Origin of the sequence: Prochlorococcus sp. MIT 1327, from assembly GCF_047304785.1 — a bacterium.
Taxonomy (GTDB): Bacteria; Cyanobacteriota; Cyanobacteriia; order PCC-6307; family Cyanobiaceae; genus Prochlorococcus; species Prochlorococcus marinus_D.
Map to the genome: position 1 here is coordinate 1,170,705 of NZ_CP138972.1, position 23,384 is coordinate 1,194,088.

General features: G+C 52.3%; 22 protein-coding genes. 9 read left to right on the forward strand and 13 right to left on the reverse strand.

Annotated features, from left to right (window positions below; translation table 11 throughout):
- Window positions 1-633: 633 nt before the first annotated feature.
- Window positions 634-870, forward strand: a complete 237-nt coding sequence (locus SIB80_RS05730) for a hypothetical protein (RefSeq protein WP_063418795.1) — start codon at window positions 634-636, stop codon at window positions 868-870.
- A 386-nt stretch (window positions 871-1,256) separates the two neighbouring features.
- Here the strand turns inward: SIB80_RS05730 and SIB80_RS05735 are convergent, their stop codons facing one another.
- From SIB80_RS05735 to SIB80_RS05750, 4 genes are all read right to left on the reverse strand, one after another.
- Window positions 1,257-1,502: a hypothetical protein gene (locus tag SIB80_RS05735; RefSeq protein WP_063418797.1), complete on the reverse strand. Its 246-nt coding sequence runs from the start codon at window positions 1,500-1,502 to the stop codon at window positions 1,257-1,259.
- Window positions 1,503-1,754: 252 nt separating this feature from the next.
- Entirely contained in the window at window positions 1,755-2,333 is a 579-nt protein-coding gene (locus tag SIB80_RS05740; RefSeq protein WP_063418823.1) for a peptide deformylase, read from the reverse strand.
- 128 nt (window positions 2,334-2,461) lie between these two features.
- Window positions 2,462-3,121, reverse strand: a complete 660-nt coding sequence (locus SIB80_RS05745) for an alpha/beta family hydrolase (protein ID WP_063418798.1) — start codon at window positions 3,119-3,121, stop codon at window positions 2,462-2,464.
- A gap of 362 nt (window positions 3,122-3,483) precedes the next feature.
- Complete coding sequence (locus tag SIB80_RS05750) at window positions 3,484-4,413, reverse strand: 3'-5' exonuclease (protein ID WP_063418799.1); 930 nt, start codon at window positions 4,411-4,413, stop codon at window positions 3,484-3,486.
- 41 nt (window positions 4,414-4,454) lie between these two features.
- On the opposite strand from SIB80_RS05750, the gene SIB80_RS05755 reads away from it, so the two are divergent.
- A complete protein-coding gene (locus SIB80_RS05755; protein WP_063399568.1) occupies window positions 4,455-4,916 on the forward strand; it encodes a peroxiredoxin in 462 nt (153 codons plus the stop codon).
- Complete coding sequence (locus tag SIB80_RS05760) at window positions 4,913-5,641, forward strand: DUF1350 family protein (protein ID WP_063418800.1); 729 nt, start codon at window positions 4,913-4,915, stop codon at window positions 5,639-5,641. The genes SIB80_RS05755 and SIB80_RS05760 overlap by 4 nt, the downstream gene beginning before the upstream one ends.
- 12 nt (window positions 5,642-5,653) lie before the next feature.
- Here the strand turns inward: SIB80_RS05760 and acs are convergent, their stop codons facing one another.
- On the reverse strand, window positions 5,654-7,630 hold the full coding sequence (acs, locus tag SIB80_RS05765; RefSeq protein ID WP_011129768.1) for an acetate--CoA ligase: 1,977 nt from the start codon (window positions 7,628-7,630) through the stop codon (window positions 5,654-5,656).
- Between the two features lie 276 nt (window positions 7,631-7,906).
- On the opposite strand from acs, the gene SIB80_RS05770 reads away from it, so the two are divergent.
- Together SIB80_RS05770 and SIB80_RS05775 are read left to right on the forward strand one after the other, a co-directional pair.
- Complete coding sequence (locus SIB80_RS05770) at window positions 7,907-8,224, forward strand: hypothetical protein (protein ID WP_063418801.1); 318 nt, start codon at window positions 7,907-7,909, stop codon at window positions 8,222-8,224.
- A 374-nt stretch (window positions 8,225-8,598) separates the two neighbouring features.
- Window positions 8,599-9,276, forward strand: a complete 678-nt coding sequence (locus tag SIB80_RS05775) for an HAD family hydrolase (protein ID WP_063418824.1) — start codon at window positions 8,599-8,601, stop codon at window positions 9,274-9,276.
- 5 nt (window positions 9,277-9,281) lie between these two features.
- On the opposite strand, the gene sds is transcribed toward SIB80_RS05775, so the two are convergent.
- From sds to SIB80_RS05800, 5 genes are read right to left on the reverse strand one after another with little or no spacing between them, the layout of a single operon-like run.
- Window positions 9,282-10,253, reverse strand: a complete 972-nt coding sequence (gene sds, locus SIB80_RS05780) for a solanesyl diphosphate synthase (RefSeq protein ID WP_063418802.1) — start codon at window positions 10,251-10,253, stop codon at window positions 9,282-9,284.
- Window positions 10,254-10,275: 22 nt separating this feature from the next.
- The gene (murI, locus tag SIB80_RS05785; protein ID WP_063418803.1) at window positions 10,276-11,082 is read right to left on the reverse strand and encodes a glutamate racemase; all 807 of its coding nucleotides are present in this window, start codon (window positions 11,080-11,082) and stop codon (window positions 10,276-10,278) included.
- The gene (locus SIB80_RS05790) at window positions 11,079-12,173 is read right to left on the reverse strand and encodes an N-acetylmuramoyl-L-alanine amidase (RefSeq protein WP_063418804.1); all 1,095 of its coding nucleotides are present in this window, start codon (window positions 12,171-12,173) and stop codon (window positions 11,079-11,081) included. The genes murI and SIB80_RS05790 overlap by 4 nt, the downstream gene beginning before the upstream one ends.
- A 4-nt stretch (window positions 12,174-12,177) precedes the next feature.
- The gene (locus SIB80_RS05795; protein WP_063418805.1) at window positions 12,178-12,999 is read right to left on the reverse strand and encodes a carbon-nitrogen hydrolase family protein; all 822 of its coding nucleotides are present in this window, start codon (window positions 12,997-12,999) and stop codon (window positions 12,178-12,180) included.
- Between the two features lie 42 nt (window positions 13,000-13,041).
- A complete protein-coding gene (locus tag SIB80_RS05800; RefSeq protein WP_063418806.1) occupies window positions 13,042-13,773 on the reverse strand; it encodes a 2-phosphosulfolactate phosphatase family protein in 732 nt (243 codons plus the stop codon).
- A gap of 64 nt (window positions 13,774-13,837) precedes the next feature.
- Here SIB80_RS05800 and SIB80_RS05805 point away from each other — a divergent pair, with 64 nt between their 5' ends.
- From SIB80_RS05805 to glmU, 4 genes are all read left to right on the forward strand, one after another.
- Window positions 13,838-15,403: a UbiD family decarboxylase gene (locus tag SIB80_RS05805; protein WP_063418807.1), complete on the forward strand. Its 1,566-nt coding sequence runs from the start codon at window positions 13,838-13,840 to the stop codon at window positions 15,401-15,403.
- 147 nt (window positions 15,404-15,550) lie between these two features.
- Complete coding sequence (aroA, locus tag SIB80_RS05810) at window positions 15,551-16,876, forward strand: 3-phosphoshikimate 1-carboxyvinyltransferase (protein ID WP_063418808.1); 1,326 nt, start codon at window positions 15,551-15,553, stop codon at window positions 16,874-16,876.
- Window positions 16,851-17,798: an MnmC family methyltransferase gene (locus SIB80_RS05815; RefSeq protein ID WP_063418809.1), complete on the forward strand. Its 948-nt coding sequence runs from the start codon at window positions 16,851-16,853 to the stop codon at window positions 17,796-17,798. Before aroA ends, SIB80_RS05815 begins: the two co-directional genes overlap by 26 nt.
- 454 nt (window positions 17,799-18,252) lie before the next feature.
- Entirely contained in the window at window positions 18,253-19,593 is a 1,341-nt protein-coding gene (gene glmU, locus SIB80_RS05820) for a bifunctional UDP-N-acetylglucosamine diphosphorylase/glucosamine-1-phosphate N-acetyltransferase GlmU (protein ID WP_063418810.1), read from the forward strand.
- A gap of 26 nt (window positions 19,594-19,619) precedes the next feature.
- On the opposite strand, the gene SIB80_RS05825 is transcribed toward glmU, so the two are convergent.
- The 3 genes from SIB80_RS05825 to glgA all read right to left on the reverse strand — a co-directional run bounded on the left by SIB80_RS05825 (window position 19,620) and on the right by glgA (window position 23,353).
- Window positions 19,620-21,017: a UDP-N-acetylmuramoyl-tripeptide--D-alanyl-D-alanine ligase gene (locus tag SIB80_RS05825; RefSeq protein ID WP_063418811.1), complete on the reverse strand. Its 1,398-nt coding sequence runs from the start codon at window positions 21,015-21,017 to the stop codon at window positions 19,620-19,622.
- Window positions 21,017-21,733 (reverse strand): hypothetical protein, encoded by a 717-nt coding sequence (locus tag SIB80_RS05830; RefSeq protein ID WP_063418812.1) that lies wholly within the window; start codon window positions 21,731-21,733, stop codon window positions 21,017-21,019. The genes SIB80_RS05825 and SIB80_RS05830 overlap by 1 nt, the downstream gene beginning before the upstream one ends.
- A 120-nt stretch (window positions 21,734-21,853) precedes the next feature.
- The gene (gene glgA, locus SIB80_RS05835; protein ID WP_063418825.1) at window positions 21,854-23,353 is read right to left on the reverse strand and encodes a glycogen synthase GlgA; all 1,500 of its coding nucleotides are present in this window, start codon (window positions 23,351-23,353) and stop codon (window positions 21,854-21,856) included.
- Between the last annotated feature and the right edge of the window lie 31 nt (window positions 23,354-23,384).

Genomic DNA, 23,384 nt, shown 5'->3' on the forward strand with positions numbered 1-23,384 from the left:
TCAAAAAATAAACAATTCAAACTATAATTTTAGTTTGATTTTTTGTATGGGTGTTGCCCATGCAAGTGAATGGTGCATTTCTCGAAACCATTGTGCTGCAATGCTTTTGCGAGTCTATGCCTGGGAAGAGAGCGAGAGGTTTAGACGCATGGGATCCAGGGGGTCAGGAGTTCGAGTCTCCTTGGCCCCACTTACTTTCCCTTGGTATAGCCTGGGTTTTCTAATTTTAGGGTTCAGCTTGGGGCGCCTCTGTGCCTCCATTTACTCCAATTACTTCGTCTTCCTATTGAGCCAGGCAAGGTGAAAGTCAGCACTCTTGATGCTTTGAAAACCGCTCGTAAGATTATTTCTGATGAGGATCGTATTTACTGGGCGGAGGGGAAGGATCTCAAGAAGGCGTGGGGTGGGACCACTCCAGCTACCTGGTCTCTTATGGAGGATGCGTTCACATTTTTGCCTGCGCCTGCACCCTATCCAAACACTTCGAGATACCTATTATCGAAAATGCTGTTCACTCAACTACGGAAGGAAGCCGAGGATCGAGGCATAGAAGCCAAAGGGCTTAAGAAAGGTGAGCTGATATTAAAACTTGAGATGTCCAGTACATAGGGAACTTTTTCTCTTTCTCTTGCTATGCCCGATACACCTGATCAAACCATCATTGACATTTCTGCTGAACCCACGGATACCCACCCTCTGCTGAATGACGAGGATATTCATTCAAAAGTGGCTGAGCGGCTTAAGCATTCAAAAGAATTTGGAGCTTTGTTTTGGGAGTCCACCAAGGAGTACTTGCAAAAAATGAACCCTGCTCCGCAAGGGAAGTCAAATGTAAGTGATTTGCTGGCCATCAAAAAAGATAAATTATAACAATCAGTTGTTGCGAAATTGAATGATCTTTATCAAGGTGATCGAAAGTAGATGTTATGCTTGCAAAAAAGTTCCCACTTGAATCTGACTTAATGTGCTGATTGCGATGCTTGTTTCTGATAGATCAGCAAGCTGATGATTCCACTTTGATGATAGTCAATCAGGCCGATAGAAATGACGCATAGGTCTTCAGAGATGCCTTTCTGTTGGCCGTCTGTATTTTTGTATTGCCTGCCTGCATGACCAGTTGGCAGGTTTTTACGGCAACAGGACATTCTTTGCTAACAATTCAGTTGCTGTTGTTGATTTGTCTATAATTAGTGGAGTTTTATGTGTATAGTGGCATATGGAGCAGTTGTTGATAGCCCAAGCCAGTAGTGATGGTTTTACTTGCTGTCCTTTAAATTTTCTAATTCAATAGAAAAGTGGTATAGGGCGATGCCAAGAAAAGCGCCTAAGACAACTTGCCCATCGGCATTAGGTGCGATTTCTGTCGCAACGATCAGGATAAAACTAGTTAATGTCAAGGCGCGTAGAGTACGTCGCTTTATTGCTCTATTCCTCAGCCTTTTGTGGAGGAGGGAGTTGGTCTCACTCATCCATTGTTCAAGCTGTTCTCTGGATTTAGTCACTCCTAAGTCGTCAGCAGTTGTTGATTTCTCATCTTACTGTGCTTTGTCTAAGCTTTTAAGCGTGTGCACTAACAGTCCGATCAATAATCCAGAAAAGGTTCCCACAAGAATTTGGCCATCGTTAGGAGCAACTTCTAGCATCATGATAAATACAAAAACTGTCCATATTAATAGCCTCATGTTGACCATTGTCACTGTTTAGCTCTTGGCTAATGATGGTGCGTTGTCTCTTTAAGAATAAGATTTAATCTTTCAATCTGATCTGCTCTGTTGTGATGCTTTTTGCTCTGCCCTGGCAAGCTTCGCAATGATGCCAGCAGCTTCTAAATCCCCTGTGAAGCCAAATGAGGCAGAGTCAACCAGACGATCGGGAAACAAAACCCCGTCTAAGTGGTCACATTCATGTTGGATAACTCTTGCTGGGAAGCCCTCAAGGCAATGCTCAATCTCAAAACCATTTTCATTGAGCGCCCTGTAGTGAATCCGACTCCAGCGCGACACCTGACCACGAAGGCCTGGCACACTCAAGCACCCCTCCCAACCATCCTCTAGATCAGAGCCGATTGGTGTTAAGACAGGATTGATCAGAATTGTTTGTGGAATCGATGGGGCCTCGGGATAGCGGGGATTAGGGCCTCCTCCACCAAACAACACCACTCTTAATGGCACACCAATCTGAGGTGCGGCGAGTCCTGCTCCTTGATGGGCCTTCACCGTGTCTTGTAAATCCTTGATGAGTGAAATGATCAGCTCATCAGAGGCATCATCGACGACATTGGACACTTGCCTCAGTTGAGGATTGCCCATACGCAGGATTTCCTTCACAGCCATGATCATTAACCTCCTTTTCTCTTTTCTGTAGTTTTCGCCAACACAACACAACCAGCCATAAGGATGAGCAAGATTCTGTCAATGGATAAGTGAGTTATCAGGTTCATTGTTTTGGCTTTTGTTGATGTTCAGCTGCTTACCAGTCTCTCGCAAAAATTACTTGAGTGAGTCACTGCTGCGGTCCAGTTGTCGGCTTCAGTGAGTCCAGAGTTTCGGGTGGGTTTGAAGCTGTGATCTCCGGCAGGCATCCATTGCAATGAGACCATTGGCGACAAATCGTAGCTTTCAACCTCGCCTTGTCGACCCATCCCATCGCGTTCGCCCTGCAAAATTAAGGTCGGAGTTTTTTGCACGGCAAGATGTTCAGTTCTTAACTGCTGAGGCTTCCCTAATGGATGAAAGGGGTAACCCAGGCAGATGCAGCCAAGTACGTTCATGTTGGCTGAGAGTTCATCTGCCAGAAGACTGGCGACCCTACCCCCCATTGACTTACCGCCAATGATTACTGGTCGAAGCGCAGCTTCGCTCTCGACCTGCTCGAGGAAGACTTGCTTCAATTTCGGCATTCGATCAGGGGGAGAGCGTTTGCCACTAATGCGTTGTTTAGCCATGTATGCGAATTCAAAGCGCACCACTCGCCATCCGACTTCAGCTAAGCCACTGGCCATCGCTGTCATGAAAGGGCTATCCATTGCTGCACCAGCCCCATGGGCTAAGAGCAGGGTGGCAGGTGCAGCGCTAGAACCATTCACCAAGCGTGGAGTGGGATCCATCGATAAGTTATTCATCTAGGCATTCTCCTGATTTTTGGCAGCTAAGTAGACATGCTTGGTGAGTCATCGTTTTTGTCAGGAAGGAACGGAATGGCTCAACAAACAATCGTAGATAGCTATTCAATGGGGTTGTGACCTAGGGCTGATCTAATCCCAGACAAAGAGTCGTTACTTAGTAAGTGCAGTTTTTCTAATTGCCTTTCAACCAGAACTCGCAAGCTTGATCGCTTATGCCACAGCGGCAGCAAGCAAGTGATAAGACTGTTAGGAGAGTTCAGCTCTTGACTAAGGGAATCAATCAGAATTCAACGCTCTCGGAGCAAGGATGTTTGGCAGCTCAACCTTTTCTCAAACGGATGACGCCATTGAAGGCAACGTTATGCACTCAATGGCTGCTCCTCTTGTTGATCAATAGCAACCACTTCGAATTCCAGCTTGGCGGCCTCTCGATCACTTAAGCGTCGGGTCCAGGCACCTTGAATTGGATCATTCCAACGAAACCCAGCTTCCTTGGCAAAATGTCTTTGTGCATAAGACACCTGGGCACGCATCAAACGCCTTGGCTCTAGCCCATGAAGCAGGAGCGTTTCGAGATCCTTGCAACGGGCGAACACCTCGGCGAGATAAATGCAGTCGGTGAGAGCACGATGGGCGGCCCATACCGGCACGCCATAAGCGAGAGCCAAATCTCTTACAGAAGGCCTCGAACGAAGCTGACGATCAACTGGCCAAGCGATGTCTTCCATCGTGCACAGCCAGGGCTTGGAGACAGCTGGAAGCTGATCCTTTCCAAACCACTGACGATCGAAGCCAGCATTGTGAGCAACTAACAGATCAGCGGCATCCAGTAAGGCTTGGAAATAGTCCAGCCCTTGTTGCCAAGGTTGATCCAAGCGAGTGACCTCTGCGGGGATGCGATTGATTGATTCAGCCGCATTGCTTTCCACAGGTAGCAAAAAGGAATGCTGGGCAAGCACAGCACGCTGCGGTGCATGGAAAAGGATGGCTCCAACCTCTAGGCATTGTCCTCGCTTCGGATCCAATCCAGTGGTTTCCGTATCGATGATCAGCAGCATCTCTGGCAGTGAGCTCAAAGCTTCTCGATGCAAAGAAGGCAGTGCTACTGGTGCATGAGGTTGCTGTAAAGAGACAGCCTTTGAAGGAGTGACAGCCTTTGAAGGAGTGACAACTGCCTCTTCTGCATTGAGATCGGGGAGAAGATCCAACTGACCAGCTCCAAAGAGATGCTGCTTTGCTTCCCCCACGCCGAGTTCATCGATCGATTGCTTGTATTCTCCCGCACCCATCAAGGGGCTCTCTAGGGTGCGTCATAGATGCGAGCTTCTGGATGGCCCTTCAAGTAGGTGATAAGGCTCCTGCCATTGATCTGGTTGATCAAAATGGCAACAAGCGGCGGAGTAATGATCTCAAAGGCAAAGTACTCGTGTTGTTTTTCTATCCCAAGGACGACACTCCTGGATGTACAGCCGAAGCTTGTAGCTTTCGAGACAATTACTCAGTTTTTGAGAAACTCGGTTCTGAAGTCTGGGGGGTGAGTGGAGACGATGACATCAGTCATCGGCAATTTGCAGAACGACATGGCCTGCCCTATGCATTACTGAGCGACAAGGACAACACACTGCGGCGAGCCTTTGAAGTTCCTCGCACCCTTGGGATGCTGCCAAGCCGAGTTACTTACGTGATTGATGGCCAAGGAACAATCCGCCATATTTTTAATAATCTCCTCGATGGTCCTGCTCATATGCGTGAGGCATGTCGCGTCGTGGAGGAAATCAAAAAGAAACGATGACCAGATGGAGACGCCTCGGCAACGTCTGGGGACTATGGCCAGCTCAGCCAATCGCACTGGTCGAGATGGTGGGGGGCAGTTATTTGGCGGCGAGCCCCCAGCTCAGCTACCGACGATTGCTTGAAGGTTTAGCTGACCACAATCTGGCGGTTCATGCTTGGGGCTATGTGCCAGGCTTCGACCATCAGGCTCAGGCCAATGAAGCTTGGAAACATTTGCGTCGTTGTCGACAACAACTTGAGGCCAGAGTCGGAGCCCTTCCTACACCCCTTCGCTTGGGCCATAGCCTTGGCTGCAAGTTGCATCTTCTAGCCCCAGATGGAGGTCGTAACAGCAGGGCTTTGGTGGCATTGAGCTTCAACAATTTCACGGCTGATCGTTCGATTCCCATGCTTAGCGAACTTGCACCAAAGCTTGGCTTTTACACGGAATTCAGCCCAAGCCCCAATGAAACATTGCGATTGATCCGCGAGAGTTACCACCAACCTCAGAACTTATTGGTGAGTTTTGGGAATGACAGCCTTGATCAGAGCCCAAGCCTTTTGCATAGTCTCCAGCAGCGAGTGGAAGATGCAACACAAAGCTTGCATCTTCCAGGCGATCACCTCACCCCAGCCAGTGCAGGGTTACGGCAGAACCTTCTCGGCGACTGGGCGGATGACTCCGCCCGGGCCGAGACTCTCAATCAATTGGTGGAAACGATCTCTTCTTGGGCAAGCCCATGAACGAGGTCGTGATCAGGCTCTAAGCCGATCCAGTACGGAGCGATCTTCCAGGGTGCTGGTATCACCCTTGACCTCCTCTCCAGCAGCCAAAGCCCGCAAGATACGCCGCATGATTTTGCCGCTGCGGGTCTTGGGTAAGGCATCACTGCAACGGATCTCATCAGGTCGAGCAATGGGGCCGATCTCCTTACCCACATGAACACGAAGCTCCTGAATCAAAGCATCACTCACTTCCCTGCTTCCTTCCAAGGTGACGAAGGCCACGATCGCTTCACCTTTAAGGTCATCAGGTCTTCCAACCACTGCCGCTTCAGACACTGCCGGGTGACTCACCAATGCCGATTCGATTTCCATCGTGCCAAGACGATGGCCTGAAACGTTAATCACATCATCCACCCTGCCCATCACCCAGAAATAACCATCACCATCTCGACGAGCTCCATCGCCTGCGAAATAGATGAAACTGCCATCCTTAGGGCGTAAGTATTCCCAATAGCTCTCTCTAAAGCGTTGAGGATTTCCGTGCACGGTGCGCATCATTCCTGGCCAAGGACGTCGCACGATCAGATACCCACCTTCGTCAACGGCTACTGGCTCGCCTTGTGCATCAACCACCTCAGCCTCAATGCCTGGTAGAGGAAGGGTCGCAGATCCTGGTTTTGTTGGCGTCGCACCAGGCAATGGGCTGATCATCACCCCACCTGTCTCCGTTTGCCACCAAGTGTCGACAATTGGGCAACGATCACCACCGATGACCTCGCGATACCACATCCAGGCCTCAGGATTGATGGGTTCTCCGACGGTACCTAGCAAGCGCAGACTGCTCATGTCGTATTGATCGGGTACAGCCCGACCACTTTTCATGAATGCCCGAATTGCCGTAGGTGCAGTGTAAAAAATCGTGATCCCGTGTTTCTGAATTAGCTCCCAAAAGGCTCCAGGCTTGGATGGGCGTGGTGCCCCCTCATACATCACAGTTGTCGCCCCATTGGAAAGAGGCCCATAAACAATGTAGCTATGGCCTGTGATCCAGCCCACATCGGCTGTGCACCAGTAGACGTCTTCGTCGCGAATGTCGAAGATCCACTTGAAAGTGAGGTGAGCCCAGAGGTTATAGCCTGCCGTGCTGTGCACAACGCCCTTTGGCTTTCCAGTGGAGCCAGAGGTGTAGAGCACAAACAGGCGATCTTCACTCGCCATGGGTTCCGCCGCGCACTCTTGCGATTGAGCTGACACAAGCTCGTGCCACCACTGATCTCGACCAGCTTCCATCACCACGCTTTCTTTCGTGCGTTGCACCACCAGCACCGACGTCACGCTGGGGCAGGCACCCTCGGCTAATGCAGCATCCACTGCCGGCTTCAAGGCAACGGCCTTGTCCTTACGAAAACCACCATCAGCAGTGATCACGGCTTTGGCTTCACCATCCACCAAACGATCTCTAAGGGCTTCAGCGGAAAAGCCACCAAAGACAACAGAATGTGGGGCTCCGATACGGGCGCAAGCCAACATGGCAATGGCCGCTTCTGGGACCATTGGCATATAAAGGGCAACCAGGTCACCTTTGCCAATGCCAAGAGCTTTCAGCGCATTGGCAGCCCTGCACACTTCAGCATGAAGTTCTCGATAGGTGAAGCGCCGTACATCACCTGGCTCTCCCTCCCAGATCAGGGCTGTTTTGTTTGCCTTCGGCCCATTGAGATGGCGATCAAGACAGTTGAAGGAAAGATTTGTCGTGCCTCCTTCAAACCAACGCGCAAAGGGAGGATTCGACCAATCGAGAACGCTATCAAAGGGTTCAAACCATTCCAGCTCAGTGCGAGCGGCTTCACCCCAGAAACTGTCAGGATCAGTTTTGGCTTGCTCTGCCATCCGACGATAGGCTTCCAGGCTTCCAACCATCGACTGTGAGGCCAACTCTGCGGAGGGATGAAAGACGCGCTGCTCCTGCAGGACTGACTTAATGGTGCCGGATGGATCAGGGGACATAAGGCAATCAATGACCAGTGATTTCCCGCATTCAAGCGATTAAGAGCAGGGACTACAGCGCTGTGACACGCTTGTTTAAACGAACCCCCGAAGCGACAGTCTCTGAAGGGCATCTAAATGAGTACAAATTGAAAGAGTAGAAATCTGAAATAAGATAAAAATACAAAGCAAAATGATCAATTTTAAAGTCTTTTCCTATCTGCTTGCAGTCCGCCAAATATAGTCAGAAAATACATTCATGTTAATGGTGAAAAGAATGCTGGTAGCAGCACAACGATGGACCAACTCTGCGGGCAATCTATTGACTCGCAATCACTTCAGTATGACACTTGTGACTGGGTCGTAAAGTCGATTGTAAAAGTGATGCCGGCTGAGTTGATTTGTGCGATTGATAAACTTGGAAAATGTATTCATCCTCTGAGCTGGATGCTGATAATATATATAGGTGTCGACTTTTATCAGGTCGGCTGTCTTGTGCTTCCAGAATCTCTTGAAGCATCTCAGCAGCATGATTGCTTGGCGGCCATATTCACTATTTCAGTTGAGTGGAGGCTTAGAGATTTGTTTAATGACTTGAATGGCAACTTTCTTTGAATAAGGGGATTGTCTTGCTTAAGTCATCACATCATGCTTGGCCAGTCTGACAAGTGTTAGTTTTTGCTTCATGGCAGAGTTATCTTTGGATTGACGGCAAGATCATCTGATGGACCAATAAGACGCAAGTCAAGTAGAGCCTACATCTCAATGCAAAATCGCAACTTTCAGATGAAAATGCGATAGCGGCTTCTTTTCATGACTGATGAGCAGTCTCTCTTGCTAGTTGAGCCACTTTTGCAGGAAAGGTGTTAAAAATATGAGTTGAGCCACACAACCTCCTGTTAAACCATTGACAACTTGCATCCAATCGAAAATAACTGAGCTGGATATTGAGTTTTAATCAAGTCAACCGAGAGGGTGCGCATTGGTTCATGTCCTTCCCTGCGGCCTGCTTGTTTGATCTCGATGGAGTGTTGTTGGATACTGAACCTCTACATGCTCAGGCCTGGTCTCAAACAGCGGCTGTCTTTGCTACCAGTCTCAGTACAAGTCAGTTGTCGATGTTAAAAGGTCGGCGTCGGCTTGATTGTGCTCAGCTGGTCAACAACTGGTTGAACACCCCGGTAGGGATCGAACAGCTCTTAGCCGTGCGCCAGCCGATCGCAAAGCATCTGCTCAGTCAGGCCAAAGCCATGCCTGGAGCGGAGGAATTGGTTCGCTGGTGCTACGACCACAGGCTGCCAATGGCCATGGCCTCCAGTAGTACGGCAGATGCCGTGGAATTTAAAAGTATCCATCACAGCTGGCTTGCACAGATTCAGACTCGAGTTCTTGGCGATGATCTATCTCTTACAGCAGGCAAACCCGCTCCAGATCCTTATCTGCTTGCCGCGCGGCGGCTGGCGGTCAAGCCGACTGCCTGTTGGGCATTGGAAGACTCTCAGGCCGGCACACAGGCGGCTCTAGCCGCAGGGTGTCATGTCTGGGTGCTGAGCGAAAACGAAGTTCACATCAATTGTGATGGCAAGTTTAAAGATGAGAATCCTCGTCAAATCGCCCAGTTAAAAACCGTTCTTGACCATCTCCAGCAGGCTTGGGATGCACTCTGAAAAGCTCAGTAGAGACGGCTTAAAACAAAATCAGGTAGTTCCATTAATGCACGCTGGCAAGGTGAATCTGGTAGCCAAGCGATGGCTTCACGAGATTCCCTGGCAAAATCTTCAGCCAACTGACGGCTGCGTGAAATGGCCTGCGAATTACGCACCAGCTCAAGGGCTTGATCAAGATCGTCCTCTTCGCTGAACTCTCGCTCAATCAGACGAGCTAGAGCTAAATGCTCTTCTAGCGCATAGAGAGCCGGTGCCGTTAGATAGCCACTGGCCAAATCACTCGCGGCAGGTTTGCCTAATTGCTGTTCACTGCCTGTGAAGTCGAGGATGTCATCGACAACCTGAAATGCGAGTCCAAGCTGGCGACCGAAGTGATGCAGTAATTTCTGATGCTCAACACTCTCACCACTGAGCACGCCGGCAGCCTGCACACTGTTGGCCATTAGAGAAGCCGTCTTGCAATAGCTCTTCTCCAGATATGTCGCAAATGATTGGCCGGTGTCATAGCGATAGAGGCCTTGCTTCACCTCCCCATCGGCGAGGTCCATGATGACCCGACTGAGAAGCTTGACGACAGCTAAGTTATCCAGATTAGCCAGATGCCAACTGGCCTGTGCGAATAGAAAATCACCTGCCAAAACCGCAACGCGATGATTGAAACGGCTATGAACAGTGGCCACGCCTCGGCGAGTGTCAGCCTCATCGACGACGTCGTCGTGAACAAGAGAAGCCGTGTGGATCATCTCGGTAATCTCCGCCAGCCGACGATGACGGGCCGAGAGATCACCATCGGCAGATAAAGCTCTTGAGATCAACAGCACAATGCCCGGGCGAAGGCGTTTGCCCCCGGCACTGAATAAGTGCTCTGCCGCTGCTTGAAGAATGGGATGACCGGCACCAATCAAGCTGCGCAGATCAGTGAGCAGGGTCTCAAGGTCCAGCTCGACCGGCTGCAGCAGCTCAGTAACGGTGGCCATGGATTCCCTCGGTGGAGTGATCTTACGAGGCGCAGGCAGGACATTGCAGTGAAACCAACTCAACTTGAGGACGCTCGCCCAACCATGGCGTAGCACGTGTGGCAAAGCCCTCGGGATTAGCAGTCACGCAGAACCGTGTAGAGGTCAGCGACAGTGATGTTCCTAATGGGATCGTTGGGCTACCCAACAGAACATCCAGCTCGCGCGCCACACCGATAGCAGGATCAATCAAGCGCACATCTTGCGGCAAAATCTGACGCAAGATCGGTTCAAGAAGAGGATAGTGAGTGCATCCGAGAACCACTGCTTCCACCTGTGCAGCCAAGAGTGGATTCAGATACACACGCGCCGCCTGATAAAGCTCCTCGCTGCTGAGTTGACCAGTCTCAATCAATGGCACAAAGGCCGGACATCCCTGCTCAATAACCATCGTGCCTGGTCGAGAGATCTCAATTTGTTTGCCATATGCGCCTGATGCAGCAGCAGCAGGAGTGGCCAGTACTCCCACACGCTCTTCCGAAAGCATGTTGACTGCTGCCTCGATCAACCTAACGACAGGGATCCCTCCCGCAACAGCTTCAGCCACATCAGAAGCCAACGCATTCGTGGTGTTGCAAGCCATCACAACCGCAGTCACTTGCTGGTCTCGTAACCACTGGACAACCTCCTTGGCGATCACTCGGATTTCATGCGGCATGCGGTTTCCGTAAGGGACTCGGGCGGTATCACCGAGATAGAGGCAAGGCACCTGCCCATGGCGCTCCAGCACTCGCCTGAGCACAGTCAACCCACCCACGCCGCTATCAAATAATCCCAAGCGAGGCTTCAACGGACCCCCTGCAAATAGTTGAGGATGCCAGTAGCAATAGCCAGAGCCAACTTGCGGCGATGGACTGCTGAAGCCAGCCGAGGAGCATCTAGCCGTCCTGTTAAAAAACCTGTCTCAACTAGGGCGGAGGGCATTGTGGTTCGCCGGATGACAAAGAAACGGCCCCGTCTGACCCCTCTGTTGGGGCTCCCAGGGGAGACGTTCAGCACCTGTTGCTGGATATGAGACGCCAACCTGGCTGAACGGGAATCAGAGAAATAGAAAGTTTCGATTCCATTGACCTGTGGTCTGGACATGCTGATGGCATTGGCATGAATGCTTACAAATGCAGTTGCACCTACTCGATTGGCGATCGCCACTCTTGGCGGTAGATCCACATCCACATCAGCCGTGCGGGTCATGATGACCTGCACCCCTCGAGCTTCTAATAGCTGGGCCACCTGAAGGGAAACATCGAGAACAACATCCGTCTCACGTAGACCGCGAATCCCTATAGCACCAGGGTCTGGACCACCATGACCAGGGTCAATGACAACTCTAAAGCGCCCGCGGGGGACATTCGGCAAACCAGAGGCATTGATAGGCGTCCGTGTGGGTGTAATCCGGATTCCAGGAGCCCATCGGCTCAAAGTTGATGCTGTCAGGTCTCCTTCACCGATAGGGCGAAGCCCGCGGGTCGGTAAGCCTTCGAAGTTGAGCTTCCAGCGGTCCGGAGAGGTTCCTATCAGCTTGAGCTGATTTGGATTCAGAGAGATTGATGGTTTGAACTCAATCACCAGTCGAGTTGAGCCAGGCGTTGGTTTCCCCAAACGAATCGCACGCACCGGCCCGCTACCCCGCAGGCTGCGGGAGCGGCTCAATTCTCCAGGAAAATCAATCCAGACCTTTGCTCCTTGGGCCCCATCCGCTGGTTGAAAGAACGCTTCTAGACGAGCCCCTCTTGATGTACGCAACTGCAACACCCCGTCGCTTCCAAGTGCCCAGGCCGCTAAAGCACTTGCCGCTCTGGCCGGCAACGCTGCAAAAAACAAAGGGATCTGCAAGGCACCAACCACCAGCAGGATGAGAGGGCGGGATGGAGCCGAGGCCATTGGCTCAGAACAGTGCTGACTGCCGGTGTTGGAGGCTTGGCATTTGCGCGCGAATGCGACCAATGTGCGAGTTATCCACAGGGGCAATGGCTGCACCCTGACTCACTCCTGCATCAGCCAAGACGGTTCCCCAGGGATCAATCACCATGGCATGTCCATGGCTCTGTCGACGGCTGTAATGACGACCTGTCTGGGCAGGTGCAAGCACATAGGAGGTGTTTTCGATGGCCCTGGCTTGAAGTAAGACCTGCCAGTGATCTTTTCCGGTGAAAGCCGTGAATGCTGCTGGAATCATCAATAACTCGGCGCCAGCACTGACGAGATGGCGATAGAGCTCAGGGAAGCGCACGTCGTAGCAGATGGATAGTCCCACTCGACATAGTCCTGGCACATCCACGACCGGGGGTAGTTCACGACCAGACGTAGTCGTGGCCGACTCCTGATAGGTGTTGCCTTCAGGTAGATCCACATCGAAGAGATGAATCTTGTCGTATCTCGCTAGCAGCTGACCATCACGACCGACCAATTCGGCTCTGTTGACCGTGTGATTGCTATCTCCTGAAGGTACAGGGAAGCCCCCGCCCAGAAGCACCACCTGGTAGCGCCTTGCCATGGTGACCAGAAATCGGCTGCATTGCTCAGCTAAGTCTTGTGCCAGCTCCAGTCGTCGCTCGTCATCACCCATAAAGGCAAAATTTTCAGGTAATCCCACCAACTCCGCACCACGGCGGGCAGCCAGTTCGATCTGCTCCTCGGCAGCAGCAAAATTGAGCTCTGGCTCCGAGGTGCTCGTCAGCTGCAAAGCGGCTGCCAGAAAGTCGGTCACAGGGTTGAAACAGAGAGCGAGATTTTAGATCGCAGTGTGGTTTCAAGAGGCACAAAGGACTCCGGGTTTGACCTGAACAGGAACCACAGAAAGCCGATCCAATTCAGCACAACATCTGAAATCTGCATCGTGATCGCCAAGCCCAATTAAGCGTTGCCCATGGCTGGCTTGACGAAGACAGGCTTCTGGATCGTGCTTCCACTGCTGCCAAAGGGCTAGTGCAGCAGTGAGTTCGTCGTTCACGACACAAGCCTCATCAGCGGCAGCATCCAATAGCAAATCGGCTAATGCTCCGGCCGCCAAAGAATCCTCCAGGGAGTAGGCCCCTTCCCAGCCACTACCAACAATCCAAAGTTGCTCAGGTGGATCCATCAACAAGTGGTCTGCAACAGCTCTGCGGTTTGGTAGTGCCAAAGTGAATAAACGCTGAACCCCACGCACTCGCTGCAAAGAGCGCGTGCCGTTAGTCGTGCTCATAAATAGTCTTTTGCCAGCCACTTGCTCGGGCACCACAGCGACGGGGGAATTCCCCAGATCAAATCCCTCAATGCGTTGTCCGCCTCGCTCACCAAGCATCAAACGGGAAGACTCCGGCCATTGAGCCGCGCTCTGCCTCAGTTGGTCCAAATCAGCAAAGGTTTCAACAGCTTCGGCACCGTTGTTTAAAGCCCAGGCGATGGTGGTGGTGGCTCTGAGAACGTCGATGACGACAGCAGCATCAGGCTCAGCCCCCTGAGGCACATCCGCGGCCACATGGAAATAAGCGAGCTGCATAGCCTCGATAGGGAACGACGTGCGCCACAGTAACTAGATCATTTTGCTGGCTGTCTTACCAACCATGCCCCTGCTTCGTCCCGGACCTGCGTCCCAAGACATGCGGGACTTCCTAGCCCTACTTGAGCAACGTGGCCAACTAAGGCGGATCAGTGCCCCCGTAGATCCAGATTTAGAACTCGCCGCTATTACTGATCGGGTGCTGGGCTTGGGTGGGCCGGCCCTGTTGTTCGAAAACGTGATTGGTTCATCGATGCCAGTGGCAGTGAATCTGATGGGCACCATGGAGCGAGTGGTTTGGAGCATGGGTCTGGACAACGCTCAGCAACTTGAGGATCTGGGAACTCGTCTGGCTCTGCTGCAGCAACCAAGGCCGCCAAAGGGTCTGCAAGAAACCAGACAGTTTGCAAGTGTGTTTTGGGATCTGATCAAAGCGCGACCAGACCTGGATCTCACACCTCCTTGCCATCAGCAGGTGCTGCGTGGAGATGCGTTGAATCTCGACAACCTGCCTTTGATCCGTCCCTGGCCAGGCGATGCCAGTGGTGTGATCACCCTGGGCCTTGTGATTACCAAAGACCCGGAGACGGGAGTGCCGAATGTGGGGGTCTATCGCCTACAACGCCAATCGCCAAAGACCATGACGGTGCATTGGCTGAGCGTTCGCGGCGGAGCTAGGCACCTACGCAAAGCTGCTGCCATGGGCCAGAAGCTTGAGGTAGCCATTGCTATTGGTGTACACCCGCTGCTGATCATGGCCGCAGCAACTCCCATTCCTGTGCAACTCAGTGAATGGCTTTTTGCTGGTCTTTATGCAGGAGAGGGTGTACGTCTCACTGGCTGCAAAACACTGGATCTGAAAGTCCCTAGCCACAGTGAAGTGGTGTTGGAAGGAACCATTACACCAGGTGAGGAATTAGAGGATGGTCCATTTGGTGACCATATGGGCTTCTACGGAGGAGTGGAGTCCTCACCATTGGTGCGCTTCCACTGCGTGACTCAACGCCGCGATCCGATTTTCCTCACGACGTTTAGCGGCCGCCCCCCCAAGGAAGAAGCGATGCTCGCCATCGCCTTGAACCGCATCTACACGCCTATCTTGCGTCAACAGGTGTCGGAGATTGTTGACTTTTTTCTACCGATGGAGGCCCTCAGTTACAAGCTGGCGGTGATTGCAATCGATAAGTCTTATCCAGGACAAGCCAAGCGTGCCGCGATGGCTTTCTGGAGCGCATTGCCCCAATTCACCTATACAAAATTCGTTGTCGTGGTAGATGCAAACATCAACGTGAGAGATCCACGCCAAGTGGTATGGGCTATCGCTGCACAGGTCGATCCGCAAAGGGATCTTTTTGTACTTGAGAACACCCCCTTCGACAGCCTTGATTTCGCTAGCGAACATCTAGGGCTTGGAGGCAGGATGGCTATCGACGCCACCACTAAGATTGGCCCTGAGAAGCGCCATGAATGGGGCGAGCCACTCAGCCGGGATGCAGATCTAGAAAGCAGGGTGGATGCTCGATGGCAGGAGTTGGGGCTGGAGGATTTGGGCAGCGAAGAACCTGATCCAAGCCTGTTCGGTTATGTGATGGAGAGCCTTTGCCGTCAAGCGATGGTCAAAAAGACCTGAATTAAAAATGGACTGTTACCAAAAAACACTCGGCAGATATCTGTTGGTTGAGATGGTCCAAAAGAGACAAATTACACAGCACAAAAACAAATTGGAAATAAGCTCAAACGCTTGCCCATAAGATCGATCTGATCCGGGCCACACCCATTGAGCGTTACAAGCACTGCCTCATCGTCACGTGAGCTTCGAGCAGGTGGTGGGCTTTCTGGAACGGTGCGAGTCCCTGGAGATAAATCGATTTCCCATCGAGCGCTGTTATTTGGAGCTATCGCAGAAGGGGTCACCACCATCGAGGGCCTTTTACCTGCTGAAGATCCCATGAGTACCGCCGCCTGTCTTCGAGCGATGGGAGCCACGATCAGCCCGATTCATGCCGGGCAAATAGTTCGCGTTGAAGGCGTTGGTCTCGATGGACTTCAAGAACCGCAAGATGTACTCGACTGCGGTAACTCCGGCACAACAATTCGGCTGATGCTAGGGCTGTTGGCGGCAAGCAAGGGCCGCCATTTCGTGCTTAGCGGTGATGCCTCTTTGCGTCGTAGGCCCATGAATCGGGTTGGTCAGCCATTAACAATGATGGGAGCCAAAATTAAAGGACGATCCAACGGCGACTTCGCACCGCTTGCCGTGAGTGGTCAGAAACTTCGTGGTGGTGTCATCGGTACACCTGTAGCAAGTGCCCAGGTGAAGTCAGCCCTGCTGCTGGCAGCCCTTACAGCCGATGGGGCAACGACTGTGATCGAACCAGCCCATTCGAGAGACCACAGCGAACGCATGTTGCGGGCATTCGGCGCTGATCTCGAAGTGGGAGGAGAGATGGGTCGCCATATCAGAGTGAGCCCAGGACAAAAGCTTTATGGGCAAAATATTGTCGTGCCAGGTGATATCAGTTCCGCTGCTTTTTGGCTTGTCGCAGGAGTGCTTGTGCCTGGAGCTGAGCTCGTGGTGGAAAACGTTGGTTTAAACCCCACCCGTACCGGCATCCTGGAAGTGTTGCAGCAAATGGAAGCTCGCATTGAGGTGCTCAACCGCCATGAAGTCGCCGGTGAACCGGTTGGAGACCTACGGGTGAGGCAAGGACCGTTAAAGCCCTTCAGCATCAATGGGGACATCATTCCTCGCCTGGTCGACGAGGTGCCGATCCTGGCGGTGGCTGCTTGTTTCTGTGATGGTGAAAGCAAAATTACTGACGCTAGTGAACTGCGCGTCAAGGAAACTGATCGGCTTGCTGTGATGACCAGGCAGCTTACGGCTATGGGAGCAGATATCGACGAACATGCCGATGGGCTTACCATCCGCGGGGGCCGAACACTGCGAGGCACAGACCTCGATAGTGAAACGGATCATCGTGTCGCCATGAGCCTGGCGGTGGCTGCGTTGCTGGCAGAGGGCGATTCCCGCTTGACGGGTAGCGAAGCTGCGGCTGTGTCCTACCCGAACTTCTGGGATGACCTTGAGCGGCTGCATCGCTAATGACGGTCACTCTCGCTCTTTGGGGGCGCTGAATGTTTTCCCAACGGCGGATGGTAGCTTCAGCCTGCATAGTGAGTACTTCGACGAAGCGTTCCACAACTCCGCCGGAGCGCTGAATGAAGCATGCGCGAAATTCGCACAACCGGCAGAGTTGACGCGCTTTAGTGGCGGACAAACTCTTCGGATCCTCGACGTATGCATGGGTCTTGGCTACAACACTGCGGCTGTGCTGGATGCCATGCCAACTCCAGCACCGAATGTGCTGTGGTGGGGTCTAGAGATTGACAGGCGACCACTGGAACTCGCTTTGGCGCAGACGGGATTCTGTAGTGCCTGGTCAGCATCGGTCCACCAGAAACTTATTTTAATCCGAGATTGTGATGGTTGGGATCAGCTAGAGAGCAGGGGAACAATGTTGTGGGGCGATGCACGCCAAACGCTTCATCAGCTACCCCAAGATCAGCAGTTTGATTTGATTCTTCACGACGCCTTCTCTCCAGGTCGCTGCCCACAGCTATGGAGTGAAGAGTTTCTGCATGGCCTGGCCATACGATTAGCTCCAGGTGGGAGGCTCCTGACCTATAGCCGTGCAGCGGCCATACGTGCCAGCTTGCAGCGAGCAGGGCTGAAATTATTCTCGCTACTGCAAGTGCCAGGGGAGCGCGGAGGTTGGAGCAGTGGCACCATGGGGATGAAGCAGTTCAAGATCAGCTTTGGAGAGAAAGGGCCTGGTTGGCGGTCGCTTACTGCAATGGAACATGAACATCTACATACACGCGCAGCCGTTCCGTACCGCGATCCAACTGGAGAAGATCAGGCAGAAGTGATCCGGAGGCGGCGCAGCACTGAACAACAGCTCTGCGGATTAGAGGCGACCAATACCTGGCACCACCGCTGGACAGCCAAGCAAAGGCAAGGTTGATTCTTGTCAGGAAGAAACGAGTGAAAAATTAGAATAGATAAGAATTGAAAGAGATTGTTTAGAGTCATTCTTGAATCCTCCCAACTCAATGCAAGTTCATTGCTTACAGCTGATCAATCCCAAAGGTGATGTTGTGGCAACGTTTGATTTAATGGACCCTCTTTTACTGGGTGATTCATGTCAATGACTGGCAGCTTGCTTTCACTTTAGATTGTTGATCATGATCTAAACGATTGCTTGAACAATGACTCATCAATAAGGAGGCTTTTTATGTGGGGCCATAGTGCGCTTCATTGCCAGCAAAGTGCCAGTGCTAGTGAAAGTAGAAACTTCTCTGGCGCTCTTCTGGCTGAATCATCACTGCTAGAAGCTGAGCTGATCCTGCTTAAAGGCTGTTAACTGCAGTGAAGTTGTCGGAATTCAATTAGATTCCGGCCGATTCGCCATTCGCTCCATGCTTGCCGTCGCCATCTTGGCTGCTGGGAAGGGCACCCGCATGAAGAGCTGCCTGCCGAAAGTCTTGCAACCGCTCGCAGGCTCCACATTGGTTGAGCGGGTGTTGACCAGTTGCTCGGGCCTTCAACCTCAACGGCGCTTGTTGATTGTTGGCCACCAGGCGCAAGAGGTGCAACAGCAGCTCACTGATTGGCAAGGCTTGGAGTTTGTTGTTCAACAACCTCAGAACGGTACAGGCCATGCGGTGCAGCAAGTACTGCCCGTATTGGAGGGCTTTGACGGTGAGCTTTTGGTTCTCAATGGTGATGTTCCATTACTTCGACCTAGCACGATCGAACACTTGGTGAACGAACATCGCTCAAGTGGTGCCGACGTCACGCTGCTAACAGCCCGACTCGCAGATCCCACGGGCTACGGCAGGGTGTTTTCAGATCAAAAAGGCCGCGTAAGCAGCATCGTTGAACATCGCGACTGTAGTGACGAACAGCGCCACAACAATCTCACTAACGCGGGCATCTACTGCTTCAATTGGAAGACATTGGCCGTAGTACTACCTCAACTTTGTAGTGATAATGATCAAGCTGAGCTCTACCTCACCGACACTGTGGCGTTGCTACCTATTGCGATGCATGTAGAGGTGGCTGATCCCGATGAGGTGAATGGCATCAACGATCGTTGCCAACTTGCCAACTGTGAGGCGCTGCTTCAAGAACGGCTACGTAACCATTGGATGAAAGAAGGGGTCACTTTTGCTGACCCTGCTAGCTGCACGCTTAGTGAAGACTGTCAGTTCGGTAGAGATGTGGTGATTGAACCCCAAACCCATTTGCGGGGCTGCTGCAACATTGGCGATGGCTGCCAGCTTGGCCCAGGAAGCTTGATTGAGAATGCCGACCTTGGTCATGGAGTCAGCGTTCTTCATTCCGTTGTACGTGATGCCAAGGTGGGAAATGAGGTGGCTATTGGCCCTTTCTCACACCTACGCCCTGGTGCAGACATCGCTGATCACTGCCGTATTGGCAACTTTGTGGAGATCAAAAAAAGCCAAATTGGCGAGGGTTCAAAGGTGAATCACCTCAGTTATATCGGTGATGCACAACTTGGTCGCCATGTCAATGTTGGGGCCGGTACAATCACTGCAAATTACGACGGTGTGAGAAAACATCTCACCGTGGTTGGTGATAACAGCAAAACAGGGGCGAATTCCGTTTTGGTGGCGCCGATTGTTTTAGGGTCGGACGTGACAGTAGGAGCTGGTTCCACTCTCACTAAAGATGTTCCCAATGGTGCTCTCGCCCTTGGCCGCTCCAAACAACTGATTAAAAATGGTTGGCAGTGAAACGAGAGGATTGAGGCTTAGCCCCCTTAGAGCAAAGGGATCAATTTCTCTAAAGCGACACCACGACTAGCCTTAAGCAGAACTACATCGCCGTCCTCAAGCCAAGCCTGCAATGGCTGAGCAGCCTGCTCTGGGTTGGCAACGACGGCCAAATGTGGCAAGGACCCTGCGGCTGTTGCCATGGCCTCAGCCTCTGCGCCTGCAGCAACGACGACGAGTCCATCCAAACCAATTTGTACCGCCCGTTCAGCGACTTGGCGATGCAAAGCCACGCTCTGGTCTCCTAGCTCCAGCATGGTTCCGAGCACTGCAAAGTGACGTCCCGGTTGAATTGCTAATAGCTCCAATGCTGCTTGCACGGCTTCCGGCGAAGCGTTGTAGGTTTCATCCAGAACAGTGAAGTTGCCAACTTTTAGCCGTCGACTACGGCCACCAGGAACGTCTACTTTCAGATCGGATAGCGATTCCTTGCAGACATCTAATTCACGGGCAACTGCGAGTGCCAGCATCAAATTGCAAGCGTTATGCATCCCTTCTAAAGGCAGGGTGTAGGCCTTTCCCTCTAGCAATAGTTCACCCTTGGCCAGGTCAACGCAGCCAACGAGGTCAGCCATGGGTAGAGGTCTTCGATGCAGATCTGCAATCCCTGGTGCCTCTAATTGTTGATTGCCTTGAACTGCCACGCGGATCACCCGCCCCCGCCAGATCCGCTCAAGAGCATCTTCCAGGAGCGAATCCCCTGCTGGGATGACGATCACTCCTCTGGGTTTGAGGCAAGTGGTGATCTCACACTTGGCGGAAGCAATCGCTGCACGACTACCTAAACGACCGACGTGTGCATTGCCGACATTGGTGATCACAGCGACGTCTGGTTGGGTGCAACAGGAGAGTCGTTCTATTTCCCCAATTCCACGCATACCCATCTCCACCACAACTGCGCCATGATCTGAATGCGCCTGCAACAAGGTGAGCGGAACACCCACGTCGTTGTTGTTGTTGCCTTCACTTGCCAAGACCTCACCAAGGGGTGTGAGTGCAGAACGGATCAACTCCCGAGTCGTGGTTTTTCCTGCTGAACCTGTGACGGCAACCACCGGTACATTGAGCTGACGGCGATGCAGCAACCCCAGCTGCTGATAAGCCTCGAGAGTGTCTTCCACAATCCAATGGGGGAGACCCTCGGGCACTGGATGATGATCTTTGCGAGCCACCACAGCCGCCTGGGCCTCAAGTTTTAGAGCTTGAGCAAGAAAGGCATGACCATTGAAATGCTCCCCCACCAACGGCACAAAGAAGCTGCCTTGGCTCAACTGACGACTGTCTGTGCAGATCGGACCAACAGCTTGGTCAAGATCTAGGTCAGACGCGTGAACATGCATCGGAGCACCCCAAAGCTCGACCAGCTGCCCCAGGCGCAGCCTCATCAAGCCAAATCCCGATCGAAAATAATCATGCCCACACCCACTCTTGCTGTCCTGGCAAGCAGTTGATCATCCTCACCCTGAAGCTGAAGTTCGTCATAACCGAGCTGTTCAGCAAGAGCCTGCCAACGATCGGCAAGTTCATGCTGTCGAGATGAATTGAGGTTGTTCCATACGGGACTAAGCCTCAACACAAGATCATTGTCCAGGGGTCTTGGTTCGGCGGCAAGAAGCAAACCACTGGGGAGATCATTGTCTGCCAGCATCGTTAACAGAGGCTCAAGCTGAAGAGGCACAGCTAAAGGCGCTGAAAGTTGTGTGGATTCCAGTTCAGAAGGCTCCGACAACGTTGCAACAGGCTGTGGCTCCGCAGTGGAGGGGGTAGACATCACAGCCAATGCAGCTGAATTGCTGGGATACGTCTCTACAGAATCTGGTTGTGCCACAGCTGCACGTTGGTCAATCAGCAGACTGCTGAGGAACACTCCCAAGATCAGTACCGTTGCAAGTGTCAATGGCCAAAACATTGGTGCCAGTGCTGAAGGCCAGAACCTTGGTGTGGAGAATTCGCCTTGCCGGTTGAGACGCCAGAGTTGCCTGAGTCGCAGGCCAAGGTCTGCGAAGACATCACGAAACCCCTCTCGCAGTGATACCCAGGGATTGGTATAGGGGACTGGGAGTCGTCCCGTTTGCTTCTCTGGCCGGGGCGACTTTCCCATGCTGATCAGGAGCCCTGACGACCAAGCGGCAGATTGAAAAGATTGGGGCGCAGCAATGGATTCGTCTGCAAAAGAGCCGCTAAATCTGCAAAACCAACAACCAAGTTTAAACCTCTTTTTTTAATCATTCCCCCTCTTCTTGCGTCTGGTTCTTTTTTTCGCATTGCTGTCCTGATTCTGACGGGAAGGATCTGAACCCTGGCCGAGAGAAAATTGCTCCACAACCGCTGCATCAGGAGACGGCTCCTTAAAGCCACAGACATCTCGATACATCTGCTCATAGTCGAGAGCGGAGCGATCCCAGCTGTAGTTTTGAGTCATTCCACGTTGCTGCAACTCACGCCAGCAATCACGATGACGGAACGCCTCCCAAGACCTCACTAATGCTGTATAGAAGTCAACAGGCTCAAATCGATCGAAGCAGAATCCAGTACCGGTTTGATGAATAGGGTCGTAGGAAGGCACCGTGTCGACAAGACCACCCACTTTGCGCACCACCGGCACGCTGCCGTAGCGCATGGCCAACAGCTGACTAATGCCACAGGGTTCGAAGCGACTCGGCATCAGAAATGCGTCACTGCCGCCGTAGATCAAACGTGCTAGGTCATCGTCGTAAGTGAGGAAAACCGAGAAGCGGCCAGGGTTCTGAATCGCCAATTGCCACAGGCCGGATTCCAAACCACGCTCACCAGTGCCCAGCACGACGATCTGGGAATCTGTGTAAGCAAGCAACCGCTCTGTCACCTGCAGCAGAAGATCAACCCCTTTCTGATCCACCAACCGACTCACCATCCCCAGTAGATAGGTGTCTGGATTGACCTCAAGCCCCATGCGCTGTTGAAGGGCCTGCTTGTTCACAGCACGACCTGAAAGGTCATTGGCATTGAAAGTGGCTGGCAAAGACTTGTCATTGGCAGGGTCCCAATCCTGCAGGTCAATGCCATTGAGGATCCCACGCAGTTTTCCAGAGATGTAGTTCAACAAGCCATCAAGGCTCTCCCCGTATTCAGATGTACAAATCTCTCTGGCATAGGTGGGGGAGACGGCATTCACCCGATCGGCATAAAGCAAGGCTGCCGCCATGGTGTGATCCCCTTGCATGTACCAGGGGCACCAAGTCATCCGATCAAGTTTCCAGCGCCAGGGGCCCTGATATTTGAGGTTGTGAATGGTAAAGACCGTGCTGATTTCAGGGTCCTGATGCATCCACACAGGAATCATCCCGGTATGCCAGTCGTGGCAATGCAGCACTTGCGGTTTCCAAACGTTCCAGGCAAATTCCGTTGTCGCGCTTGCGAAAAACGTAAAACGCCAATCTTCGTCTTCTCCGCCGTAGATCCTTTCAGGATCAAACACTGGATGCCCTACCAGATAAAGGGGCAAACCATTGCTGGGATGACTTGTCTCATAGATGGCGAACTCGTTGCCCATGGTCTGACCCCGCCAAATCGGATCAGTAGGGATATCCAGCAAGCTCCAGAGCTTGCCGTAACCAGGCATGATCAGACGCACATCATGATCAAGCTTGGCTAGAGCTGGGGGCAATGAGCCCACCACATCACCCATTCCACCGACCTTGACCATCGGCGCGCATTCCGCAGCAGCAAATAGCACGCGCATTTTCAAGTCAGTCGAGAGCCGCGAGACTCTA

Excerpts from the sequence above, each read along its gene's own strand:
- acs (WP_011129768.1), bottom strand. The coding sequence starts at position 7,630 with ATGTCCCCTGATCCATCCGGCACCATTAAGTCAGTCCTGCAGGAGCAG.
- SIB80_RS05750 (WP_063418799.1), bottom strand. The coding sequence starts at position 4,413 with ATGGGTGCGGGAGAATACAAGCAATCGATCGATGAACTCGGCGTGGGG.
- SIB80_RS05830 (WP_063418812.1), bottom strand. The coding sequence starts at position 21,733 with ATGGGAAAGTCGCCCCGGCCAGAGAAGCAAACGGGACGACTCCCAGTC.
- SIB80_RS05740 (WP_063418823.1), bottom strand. The coding sequence starts at position 2,333 with ATGGCTGTGAAGGAAATCCTGCGTATGGGCAATCCTCAACTGAGGCAA.
- SIB80_RS05790 (WP_063418804.1), bottom strand. The coding sequence starts at position 12,173 with ATGGCCTCGGCTCCATCCCGCCCTCTCATCCTGCTGGTGGTTGGTGCC.
- SIB80_RS05815 (WP_063418809.1), top strand. The coding sequence starts at position 16,851 with ATGACCTTGAGCGGCTGCATCGCTAATGACGGTCACTCTCGCTCTTTG.
- SIB80_RS05805 (WP_063418807.1), top strand. The coding sequence starts at position 13,838 with ATGCCCCTGCTTCGTCCCGGACCTGCGTCCCAAGACATGCGGGACTTC.
- SIB80_RS05775 (WP_063418824.1), top strand. The coding sequence starts at position 8,599 with ATGTCCTTCCCTGCGGCCTGCTTGTTTGATCTCGATGGAGTGTTGTTG.
- SIB80_RS05800 (WP_063418806.1), bottom strand. The coding sequence starts at position 13,773 with ATGCAGCTCGCTTATTTCCATGTGGCCGCGGATGTGCCTCAGGGGGCT.
- SIB80_RS05825 (WP_063418811.1), bottom strand. The coding sequence starts at position 21,017 with ATGAGGCTGCGCCTGGGGCAGCTGGTCGAGCTTTGGGGTGCTCCGATG.
- glmU (WP_063418810.1), top strand. The coding sequence starts at position 18,253 with ATGCTTGCCGTCGCCATCTTGGCTGCTGGGAAGGGCACCCGCATGAAG.
- SIB80_RS05745 (WP_063418798.1), bottom strand. The coding sequence starts at position 3,121 with ATGAATAACTTATCGATGGATCCCACTCCACGCTTGGTGAATGGTTCT.
- sds (WP_063418802.1), bottom strand. The coding sequence starts at position 10,253 with ATGGCCACCGTTACTGAGCTGCTGCAGCCGGTCGAGCTGGACCTTGAG.
- SIB80_RS05730 (WP_063418795.1), top strand. The coding sequence starts at position 634 with ATGCCCGATACACCTGATCAAACCATCATTGACATTTCTGCTGAACCC.
- SIB80_RS05760 (WP_063418800.1), top strand. The coding sequence starts at position 4,913 with ATGACCAGATGGAGACGCCTCGGCAACGTCTGGGGACTATGGCCAGCT.
- glgA (WP_063418825.1), bottom strand. The coding sequence starts at position 23,353 with ATGCGCGTGCTATTTGCTGCTGCGGAATGCGCGCCGATGGTCAAGGTC.
- SIB80_RS05770 (WP_063418801.1), top strand. The coding sequence starts at position 7,907 with ATGGACCAACTCTGCGGGCAATCTATTGACTCGCAATCACTTCAGTAT.
- SIB80_RS05755 (WP_063399568.1), top strand. The coding sequence starts at position 4,455 with ATGGCCCTTCAAGTAGGTGATAAGGCTCCTGCCATTGATCTGGTTGAT.